A 9,064-nucleotide genomic window follows, 5' to 3' on the forward strand; every position below is an offset into this window, starting at 1 on the left:
GATTTCTATACAAATTTAAGAATATCTATACATACTGGGGTCTGTTCTGGTACATGCCGTATGCCATCGCCCCATAAGATACAGCGGGCGGGATGCCACACGTTTTCTATACGTGCCGCATCCCGCCCGCTAATAAGGAATAAATAAGACTCGCTACTCAGATTCCGCCCGCGCCGACTCCGCAAGAAGGCGCTTACGCGCATGACGGCGCACCATAATCTCGTACCCAAGCTCGATGCCGATAAACCAGATAGGGCTGAGCGCCAGAGCCAACCCGGTTTCTGGCTGCAAACTCAGGGCGTAGATCATCAAAGCGAAGAACACTAAACCAACCCAGCTCATCGTGCGACCGAACGGCATCTTATACTGCGAGGCTTCATGCCGTTTAGGGAACTTCTTGCGGTATACCAGGTACGACACCAGAATCATCGACCACGTGAAAATACCCATAATTGAGGCCACCGAAGTCACGACAGTAAACGCTTCCAGAAGCTCACGCCCAAACGCCAGCATCACCAGGCTAAAGAGCAGAAGAACCGTCGTCAGGTACAGGGCGTTCGTGGGCACGCCATTTTTTGAGAGCTTCTTCAGGAAGGAAGGCGCATTCCCCTCCTCTGCCAGTCCATACACCATACGTGAAGTCGAAAAAATACCTGAGTTCGCCGAAGACGTTGCCGAGGTCAGCACCACAAAGTTAATGAGCGAGGCGGCAATTGACACGCCTGCCAGTGAGAACATCCCCACGAAAGGGCTCATATTAAGGTCGAGTTTATCCCAGGGGGTCACCGCAAGAATCGCCGACAGCGGCAGCACATAGAACAGCACCATGCGGAACGGCACAGCGTTAATCGCGCGCGGCAGGGTACGTTCGGGGCTCTTCGTCTCTGCCACGGCGGTGCCCACCAGTTCAGCGCCCACGAACGCGAACAGCGCAATCTGGAACGAACCTAAGAAACCCGTCAGACCGTGAATAAACACGCCGTTGCCCGATGGCCCCGGACGATCCCACAGGTGCGTGATGGAGGCGACCGTTCCATCCGGGCTCGTAAACCCGAACACGACCATCACGGCACCCACGGCAATAAGCGCCAGAATCGACACGATCTTAACCATGGCGAACCAGAACTCGATCTCACCGAAGTTTTTCACCGACGGCAGGTTCAGTGCCAACAGCGCCCCGATCACAATAAGTGCAGGAATAAATGAGGGCAGCTCGGGGAACCAGTAATGCGTGTAATCCGTAATCGCCAGCACATCCGCAATACCCGTGGTCACCCAGAAGAACCAGTACGACCAGCCGACGAAAAAGCCCGCGCGAGTACCCAAAATATCAGATACGAAATCGGTAAATGACTTGTACTTAGGGTTCGACAGCAGAATCTCGCCCATCGCACGCAGCACAAAATAGATAATGATGCCAATAATCGCATAGACAAATACGATGGAAGGGCCCGTCAGCGAAATAGTCTTCGCCGATCCTAGAAATAACCCCGTACCAATTGCACCGCCGATAGCGATGAGCTGGATATGCCTGTAACTTAATCCACGCTGCAGGCTCTCTTCACCCGTGGAACTCTCATTCTCGGTAACTGTATGCTTGGAAGGCCGCTGTGTCACTATTCCTCTTTTCTGTGTGTGCTCTGCCCTGCGGGCTACAACCTCAGCAGGAATCCCTAACCCTCGGGGCATAGCGATACGTTCGGACTTTTTCGCGTAAGCGCAGCTCACGGAAAATCGCATCGTTACGCCATGACTACACAGAATTCTACCCGCAAAAGATGCATACCTCGCATGAACCTTGGCTATGCCTATGCTATCTGGGGGTGGCGACACGCCGACGATGCTTCTCTCAGCCAGCGCTCTCCCCCGCTAAAACGCTGAAAATAATGCTTACCGCAAAAATTATGTTAAAACTTTACGATTAAATAAACTTTCCTGAGGTTTGCCGCTACAATTGCAATGCCCGGTGCGGAAACACCGCATCACTCATCTCATCACAAAACATCAGGAGGACACTCACTCATGGGTAAACTATCAAATGTTGCACTGCGTCTCACTACCGGCGCGCTTATACTCGATGCAGGCATCAAGAAACTCGGCGCCGACGAAGGTACCTACGCATATCTGCAGCAGATGGCGGCATCAGGTGTGCCCGCCGTCGCCAAGCTCGATCCCAAAACCTTCGGCAAACTTATTTCCTACTCGGAAACCGCGCTCGGCGCCACCCTGCTGACTCCTTTCATCCCCAGCCGTCTGGCGGGCGCGGGTCTGACGGCCTTTGGCGCCAACCTCATGACCATGTACTTCCGCAACCCCGACATGCACGATAGCGCATTCCGCCCCACCCAGGATGGGCAGCAGCTCGCCAACAACATCGTGATTCTCGGCGCGGGTCTGGCGTTGCTGTTCTCCGGCAAGAAGAAGTAGCCTGCACGGCGACTTCGCGGTCGTACAGCAAAAGCGGGGGCAGTTTCTTCATTAAAATGAAAAACTGCTCCCGAAATTTTTAACAGTGCCTCCCTCCGCGCGCCGCTACGTTATCCTGATAGGTATGTCATCTCAAGAGCAGAATGCACAGACCGCCGCATCAGCTAACGCCGATGCGCCCCAGACGCCCGAGAAGAAAACGGTACCGCCCGAGTTCTTCCGCCAGCCCTACTCCTTCGTGCGCCGTGGCGACCGCCTGACCTCGCGCCGCCAAAAAGCGTGGGACACCTACTCCCAAACCCATGTGCTCGACATACCCCGGCTGCGGGCAGATACCTCTGTAGCCCCCGAAGCCACCTTCGACCCGGTCACAATCTACGGGCGTGAAGCCTACCAGGTGGTCGAGATCGGTTCCGGGCTGGGCGAAGCAATCGTGCACCGCGCCTCCGAAATGCCCGAAGCAAACTTCCTTGCCGTTGAGGTCTATACCCCCGGCATTGCGGATCTGCTGCTCAAGATGGGGCAGGCCGGGGTTGAGAATGTGCGCGTCGCTCAGGCTAACGCCCCCGAACTGCTCGATAACATGCTGGAAGAAAATTCGGTTGATGAGCTCTGGGTTTTCTTCCCCGACCCTTGGCACAAGTCACGCCACCACAAACGCCGCCTGGTCTCCCCCGCTTTTGCTGACAAGGTTGCGCGCGTGCTCAAACCCGGCGGAATCTGGCGCCTAGCCACCGACTGGGAAGAATACGCCTACGTGATGCGCGATGTTATGGAGGCGCACCCCGATTTCGAGAATCTGCATGCCGGTGAAGGCGCTACCGAAGACGACCCCGTCGGCGGGTGGGCGCCGCGCTGGGAAGGGCGCATCCTGACTAGCTTTGAGAGGAAGGCTCGTGAGGCGGGTCGCCGCGCCCACGACCTGACGTACAGGCGTAAATAAATTATCTGCTAGGGAAAGGGCAACGATACCACTTTGCCCTTGCTCAAACAGTCGGAGGCGTATTCGCTTCACTGCGTTACCTCCGACAACTCGCATATAGGCAAAGGATATCGTTGCCCCGAAAAGGCTTACGCCGTGGTCAGGTCAGGCGCGCCGCCCGTCTAACACTCGTAAAGGGTGAAGTAGGCACATGGCTAAGCTAGCATGTCACGTTACGTTGTCGTTGGTTGAGAACCACCCACGGTAAAACTATTTCTGCCGGTATAGCACCACCGCTGAGGAGCGTTTACGTGGCGCCGGGCGCTGACCCCGCTGGATATTCACCACATCCCCGCGGGTGCTGGCTGCGAACACTCGTTCCGCCAGCCCTAACTTGGCGTGCGCCTCCTCAAGCTGGGCCTGTAGGCGGGCGATGTGCTCCTGGTGTTCCTCCACCATCTCTTCAAGTTCAATAATCCGGCGGATTCCCTCAAGCGAAACGCCTTCCTGCGAGAGCTGCTGAATACGCTGAAGTAAATCCACATCGCGCTGCGAATAGCGCCTGGCTTTTCCCGGCGCACGCGAAGGCTGCACCAGCCCCAGGCGGTCGTATTGGCGGAGCGTCTGTGGGTGCATGCCCGCCAGCTCCGCCGCCACCGAAATCACAAAAACCGGCCTGTCGGCGCTGTAGGCAGACGATGGCTTAGTTTGAGTGCTCATAAGCTACCTAACTTTCTTCAAAAGGTCCTCACGGGGGTTCTCCTGCGGTGCCAGGGCAATGAATTTCTCGAAGGCTTCCTTCGCCTCATCGCTCAGGTTCTGCGGCAGGTGCACCTCAGGGATCACCAGCAGGTCGCCGGTGCCTGACTTAGTTTTGAACCCGCGTCCTTTCGCACGCAGTTTACGACCCACGCTGCCGGGAGTCAGCCGCAGTTTGACGGTTTTACCGCCGGGTACGGGTACTTCCAGCACACCGCCGTTGACGGCTTCCTCTAGGGTCACGGGGGCACGCAGCACCAGGTTGTTTCCTTCGCGGCTGTAGTGCGGGTCATCCGAGACACGCACGGTCACGATCAGATCGCCGCCGGTGCCGGGGCGTCCCTTACCACGCACACGCACTTTCTGCCCGTCCTTCACACCCGCCGGGATGCGCGCCTCAGTACTCGTACCGTCCGGCAGGAACACGGTCGCCTTGGTGCCCGTGTACGACTGCGGCAGGGTAATGCGCGTGCTAGTGGAAAGGTTGTTGTCCTGCGGAGTATGCTGGCGCCCACCGCCGAAGCCTTGAGCGCCTCCGAACCCGGTGGCATCCCCAAAGTCGGCACTCGTGAACCCGGCGGTACGGCGTGAACCGCCCGCGCCGCCAGCGCCGCCACCGAAGAGTCCGCCGAGCAGGTCCTCAATGTTGATACCTTCGGCACCACCACTGGTCGTAAAGTGCACGTTTTGGCCGTTAAATCCACCGAAACCACCGGCACCGCCAAACCCGGATGCGCCGCCTCCGAAACCGCCATTGGCGAACCCTGCGGCACCGTATTTACGAATCTGGTCGTATTCTTCGCGCTGTTTCTTATCCGAGAGCACATCGTAGGCTTCGGAGACTTCCTTGAATTTCTTCTCCGCTGCCTCGTTCCCGGGGTTTAGGTCCGGGTGATATTTGCGTGAGAGCTTGCGGTAGGCCTTTTTAATATCAGATTCAGAGGCGTCTTCTTTCACGCCGAGCGTTTTGTAAAAGTCTTCTGACAGCCAGTTTTCGCTTGCCATTTAAGTTCTCCTTCCCCGTCGTACGGGATTCTTGTAACGCCCTACCGTGGGCACAACCTTAGTTTTTTATCCTATATAAAGTTTAGTCTACTAGACTCAATTTTGGAAGAGAAATCCCGCAGAAAACCGCGGAAATATACGGCAAACGGGCGGGTTCTCAATTCCTCAAGAACCCGCCCGTTGTGTGCTCTACGGAGCGTTTACTCGGCGACAGCCACCGCAACCTGGGCGGTGCGCACCACGCGATCATTCACGCGGTACCCGTATCGCAGAACCATCGCAATGTGGTCCGGTTCTACCTCGCCAGTTGGCTGCTGGAGCACCGCCTCGTGAATATTCGGGTCGAAGGGCTCGCCCACCTCGCCGAAACGTTCCACGCCTTCCTTCTTGAGAGAATCCTCAAGTTTGGCGGCGATTGCAGCGAAGGGACCTTCCTGCAGGTCGCCGTGCTTGCGTGCGGCGTCAATATCGTCGAGTACCGGCAGAAGCAGCTTCACAATATCGCTCGTCACGAAGGACCGCAGCTGTTCCTTCTCGCGGGCGGCACGGTTCTTGAAGTTCGTGAACTCCGCCTGCAAGCGAAGCAGACTGTCCAGGCGTTCTGCCGCGAGTTTCGCATCCTCTGAGGGCGCTTCCTCGCTCGGCTCGGGGGTTTCCCCCGCCGCAGCCTGATCGGTTGCGACAGGGGTTTCCTCAGCCTGGGGGTGCCCCTCGGCGGCGGGGGCGTTGAATGCCTCCTCCAGCGGGTCGCCCGCAGTGTTCTCGTGTTCAGCCATGATTACTTCTTCTCGTCTTCGTCCTCGTCGATAACCTCGGCATCTACCACATCTTCGTCATCTTCCTTGGAGGAAGAAGCGGAGTCTGCGTTAGCCTCTGCCTGCGCGGAAGCATACAGAGCCTCGCCCAGCTTGGTCTGGGATGCCTGCAGCTTCTCAAGAGCAGACTTCACGGCATCGTCATCATCGCCTTCAAGGGCCTTCTTGAGCTCATCGACATCGCCCTGAACCTCAGTCTTGACGTCTTCGGGCAGCTTCTCGCCGTTCTCCTTCAAGAGCTTATCGACGGAGTATGCCACGGACTCTGCCGCGTTGCGGGTGTCGGCTGCCTCGCGGCGTGCCTTATCCTGCTCTGCGTGAGCCTCAGCATCCTTGACCATGCGGTCAATGTCTTCCTTCGAGAGGGAGGTACCGCCGGTAATGGTCATGGACTGCTCAGCACCGGTGCCCTTGTCCTTTGCGGAGACGTGCACAATGCCGTTGGCGTCAATATCGAAGGTGACCTCAATCTGGGGTACGCCGCGCGGTGCGGGGGCGATACCGGTCAGCTCGAAGGTACCCAGGTTCTTGTTGTCGCGGGTGAATTCGCGCTCACCCTGGAACACCTGAATCGACACGGAAGGCTGGTTGTCTTCAGCGGTCGTGAAGGTCTCAGAACGCTTGGTCGGAATAGCGGTGTTGCGCTCGATCAGCTTGGTCATCACGCCACCCTTAGTTTCGATACCGAGGGACAGCGGGGTCACGTCGATCAGCAGAACATCCTTACGGTCGCCCTTGAGCACGCCTGCCTGCAGGGCTGCACCCATTGCCACAACCTCATCGGGGTTAACACCCTTGTTGGGTTCGCGGCCGGTAAGTTCCTTCACCAGGTTAGCCACGGCGGGCATACGGGTGGAACCACCCACGAGCACAACCTCGGAAATATCCGAAACCTTGATGCCTGCTTCCTTAATAACGTCTTGGAAGGGCTTCTTGGTGCGTTCGAGCAGATCGCTGGTGAGATCCTCGAACTTTGCGCGAGAGAGCTTCTCGTCCAGGTGAATCGGGCCCTCAGGGGTTACCGAGAGGTACTGCAGCGAAATGTTGGTGCTGGATGCGCTGGAGAGCTCCTTCTTAGCCTGCTCAGCTGCCTCCTGCAGACGCTGCAGAGCAATCTTGTCTTTGGAGAGGTCTGCGCCGGTCTTGGACTTGACCTGCTCAAGCAGCCAATTCACAATGCGCTGATCCCAGTCGTCACCACCCAGACGGTTGTCGCCGCTGGTTGCGCGCACCTGAATGGTGGAGAAGCCATCTTCATCCTTGCCAACTTCAAGCAGGGAGACGTCGAAGGTACCGCCGCCAAGGTCGAAGACCAGAATCAGTTCGTCTTCTTTACCCTTGTCCAGACCGTAAGCCAGTGCAGCTGCGGTCGGCTCGTTCACAATACGCAGAACGTTCAGACCCGCGATTTCGCCGGCTTCCTTGGTGGCCTGGCGCTCAGCGTCGTTGAAGTATGCGGGAACGGTGATAACCGCATCGGTCACCTTGTCGTTCAAGTATGCTTCAGCATCGTTCTTGAGCTTCTGCAGAATACGTGCGGAAATTTCCTGCGGGGTGTATTTCTTGCCGTCAATTTCCGTTGTCCAGTCGGTGCCCATGTGGCGCTTGACGGACGAGATGGTGCGGTCAACGTTAGTGACCGCCTGGCGCTTTGCTACGCTGCCCACCAGAACGTCGCCATCCTTGGAGAATGCGACCACGGAGGGGGTGGTGCGGGCACCTTCAGCGTTAGGGATAACTTCCGGTTCGCCACCTTCAAGAGTGGATACGACCGAGTTAGTGGTGCCGAGGTCAATACCAACTGCACGTGCCATGTTTTGTACTCCTTAGTGTTATGCCCCGCTTCTTGGCGAGGCGGGTTCCTTGGTTAAATCTTCGGGGCGTAAGGGGTTTTAGACCGAGCGCATGCACGGTGAAGATGTGCTGGGATGCTGCCCGGTGAGTGACCCCTTGAGCCTCATGTACTCAAGTTTTACATATGTTTGGGTGGATGTCAACAGACTTGAGTGAAAAAGACTCAACTTTTTGAAGTGGATGAGGGTTAGGAGTAGGTGACAAGGGGTGATGTGCTGATGGTTTTGGGGCAGAACTAGGCGGAAATTAGGGGTTATTTGGGGCGATAACTTACCTGGATACAGGCATTTCATCTCTACGCTGCGAAATATATGAGGTTAGCAACGGTAATTCCGACAGATGCGGTCACCCTAGCCCTATGATGGAAGGTAAGTATTTGCTCTAGGTTGAAGGAAGGTTTGAATTCAATGAGCCCTGAGAATGCAAAGAATATTCTCTGTCTTGTTACCAGCATCCTAGTCTTGGCACTTTTGATTCTCCATATTGCGAGATACCGCAAGAAACCCAAATGGCTAAGAATGTTCTACGTATGGATTAGTGTACTCGCTGTTCTTGGTGGGGCTTGGGCTTTCCTCTTCCCACTGGCTATTACTGCCGATTTCGGTAAGGACGGTGACGGTGCAGCGCTGCGTCAGATGCTTATCTACACCACTGGTGGAGTCTTAGGTGTTATTACCTTAGGTGAAAATCACCGCAAGAATAGTCTTGAAAAGGCCAAAAATGAACAGGATCATATACGACAGGTACACGCTGAACGGCGTAGTCGGTACACTACAGCAATTGAGCAACTTTCCAACGATAAAGTCTCTATCCGCCTTGGCGGCGTCTACACTCTCGTAGGGCTGGTGGATGAATGGCTAGCAGATGAAAAGACCATCCCCAATACTGAGGAACGCCACAAAGAAGGTCAGGTCATTATTAACAATCTCTGCGCGTATATCCGATCACCTTTCCTTCTTGCAGAACGTACTGAGCAACTAGATAAACCCTACGCAAAAGATCTACAAAAAGATTTCGACGGAGATAAAGAAAAGTTTGATTCAGACAAGCGTTCCTTTACCCAAGAAAAATCCGCATTAGAAGAAGAACGCCAGATACGTCAAAGCATTATCAAAGAAATGCGTGAGCATTTACACAATAATGAAGGACTAGTCCCTTGGTCATATTTTGATTATGACTTCTCAAATGCCTATTTCTTCTACTTTACCGATTTCACACGTAGCCACTTTGATGGTTCCTTGAATTTTACCGAGGCGAGATTCACCGAGGCTGACTTCTCCGA

At 55.6% G+C, this 9,064-nt stretch carries 8 protein-coding genes; 3 read left to right on the forward strand and 5 right to left on the reverse strand.

What is annotated here, in order from left to right:
• Positions 1-153 precede the first annotated feature (153 nt).
• A complete protein-coding gene (locus HMPREF2554_RS02470) occupies positions 154-1,689 on the reverse strand; it encodes an amino acid permease (RefSeq protein WP_371326182.1) in 1,536 nt (511 codons plus the stop codon).
• Between the two features lie 333 nt (positions 1,690-2,022).
• On the opposite strand from HMPREF2554_RS02470, the gene HMPREF2554_RS02475 reads away from it, so the two are divergent.
• On the forward strand, positions 2,023-2,427 hold the full coding sequence (locus tag HMPREF2554_RS02475; protein WP_070553843.1) for a hypothetical protein: 405 nt from the start codon (positions 2,023-2,025) through the stop codon (positions 2,425-2,427).
• A gap of 124 nt (positions 2,428-2,551) precedes the next feature.
• Positions 2,552-3,370, forward strand: coding sequence for a tRNA (guanosine(46)-N7)-methyltransferase TrmB (gene trmB, locus HMPREF2554_RS02480; RefSeq protein WP_070553865.1), 819 nt, complete (start codon positions 2,552-2,554; stop codon positions 3,368-3,370).
• 249 nt (positions 3,371-3,619) lie between these two features.
• Here trmB and HMPREF2554_RS02485 read toward each other — a convergent pair whose 3' ends face one another.
• From HMPREF2554_RS02485 to dnaK, 4 genes are all read right to left on the reverse strand, one after another.
• On the reverse strand, positions 3,620-4,069 hold the full coding sequence (locus HMPREF2554_RS02485; RefSeq protein WP_070553845.1) for a heat shock protein transcriptional repressor HspR: 450 nt from the start codon (positions 4,067-4,069) through the stop codon (positions 3,620-3,622).
• A gap of 3 nt (positions 4,070-4,072) precedes the next feature.
• Complete coding sequence (locus HMPREF2554_RS02490; RefSeq protein WP_070553846.1) at positions 4,073-5,113, reverse strand: DnaJ C-terminal domain-containing protein; 1,041 nt, start codon at positions 5,111-5,113, stop codon at positions 4,073-4,075.
• A gap of 200 nt (positions 5,114-5,313) precedes the next feature.
• A complete protein-coding gene (locus tag HMPREF2554_RS02495) occupies positions 5,314-5,889 on the reverse strand; it encodes a nucleotide exchange factor GrpE (protein ID WP_070553848.1) in 576 nt (191 codons plus the stop codon).
• A 2-nt stretch (positions 5,890-5,891) separates the two neighbouring features.
• The gene (gene dnaK, locus HMPREF2554_RS02500; RefSeq protein WP_004006017.1) at positions 5,892-7,742 is read right to left on the reverse strand and encodes a molecular chaperone DnaK; all 1,851 of its coding nucleotides are present in this window, start codon (positions 7,740-7,742) and stop codon (positions 5,892-5,894) included.
• Between the two features lie 447 nt (positions 7,743-8,189).
• On the opposite strand from dnaK, the gene HMPREF2554_RS02505 reads away from it, so the two are divergent.
• Positions 8,190-9,064 (forward strand): pentapeptide repeat-containing protein (locus HMPREF2554_RS02505; RefSeq protein WP_246825975.1); only part of this gene is annotated, 875 nt, incomplete at its 3' end.

It is taken from the genome of Rothia sp. HMSC071F11 (assembly GCF_001809115.1).
Classification (GTDB): domain Bacteria; phylum Actinomycetota; class Actinomycetes; order Actinomycetales; family Micrococcaceae; genus Rothia; species Rothia dentocariosa.